This is a genomic window from Pandoraea sp. PE-S2R-1 (assembly GCF_002179865.1).
Classification (GTDB): domain Bacteria; phylum Pseudomonadota; class Gammaproteobacteria; order Burkholderiales; family Burkholderiaceae; genus Pandoraea.
Window position 1 is genome coordinate 1 of sequence record NZ_NGUR01000096.1, and the last position, 467, is coordinate 467.

Below are 467 nucleotides of genomic sequence, written 5' to 3' on the forward strand. Positions count from 1 at the left end.
CGCTTGTACGTTCTTGCGCTGCGCGAGTCGCGCAAGGGGCGGTTATATCCACCAAAACACGGTGAATCGAGGTAAATGGGCCAGCCAAATCGGGCTGCGGCACACCTTACGCAATCGCAGTATCATTGCGCTTTCCCCGACCCGCACTCGAAAGACCGTACGGCTGTCGCGAAAGAACCATCAGCCCGCAAAAACAAACATCATGAATACCCCGCAGAATCAGAGCGAACGCTCCGAAGTCACTTTCCGCTTTCTGGCCGAGCCGGCCGCCGTCAATTTCGGCGGCAAGGTGCACGGGGCTCGCTGATGAAATGGATCGACGAAGTTGCCTACGCCTGCGCTGCCACGTGGTCGGGCCGCTATTGCGTGACCGTCAGCGTCGGCAACATTCGCTTTCGCCGTCCGATTCTGGTGGGGAATCTGGTAGAACTTCGCGCACGCATCGTGGCGACGGGGCGCACCAGCAT

The 467-nt window shown here is 59.5% G+C and carries 1 pseudogene; it reads left to right on the plus strand.

The features are described 5' to 3' along the window. Positions 1-202: 202 nt before the first annotated feature. A pseudogene (locus tag CDV44_RS27195) lies at positions 203-467 on the plus strand (acyl-CoA thioesterase); the annotation flags it as partial.